This is a genomic window from Streptomyces sp. BE20 (assembly GCF_036322525.1).
Taxonomy (GTDB): domain Bacteria; phylum Actinomycetota; class Actinomycetes; order Streptomycetales; family Streptomycetaceae; genus Kitasatospora.
In genome coordinates this window covers 1-454 of the sequence record NZ_JAQYWW010001228.1, presented here as the reverse complement: position 1 = coordinate 454, position 454 = coordinate 1, and the positions used below count along the sequence as shown (strand labels likewise).

The 454-nt window shown below is 71.8% G+C and carries 1 protein-coding gene; it reads left to right on the top strand.

Annotation, left to right across the window (positions count from 1 at the left end):
- Positions 1-440, top strand: a 440-nt coding sequence (locus PUR61_RS44880; protein ID WP_329885762.1) for an enoyl-CoA hydratase-related protein, incomplete at its 5' end; no start/stop codon positions are given.
- Between the last annotated feature and the right edge of the window lie 14 nt (positions 441-454).

Below are 454 nucleotides of genomic sequence, written 5' to 3'. Positions count from 1 at the left end.
TGGCGATGCTCTGCGACATCCTGCTCGCGGCGGACACCGCGAAGTTCGGCCAGCCGGAGATCAAGCTGGGGGTGATCCCCGGGATCGGCGGTTCGCAGCGGCTCACCCGTGCGGTCGGCAAGGCGAAGGCGATGGAGCTGTGCCTGACCGGCCGGACGATGGGCGCCGAGGAGGCCGAGCGGGCCGGCCTGGTCTCCCGGATCGTCCCGGCCGACCAGCTGCTGGCCGAGGCGCTGGCGACGGCCGAGAAGGTCGCGGAGATGTCCGCGCCGGCGAGCATCATGCTGAAGGAGGCGGTCAACCGCGCCTTCGAGACCACCCTCGCCGAGGGCGTCCGCTTCGAGCGGCGGCTCTTCCACGCCGTCTTCGCCACCGCCGACCAGAAGGAGGGCATGGCGGCGTTCGCCGAGAAGCGGCCGGCGTCGTTCACCCACCGCTGACAACTGACGACCGC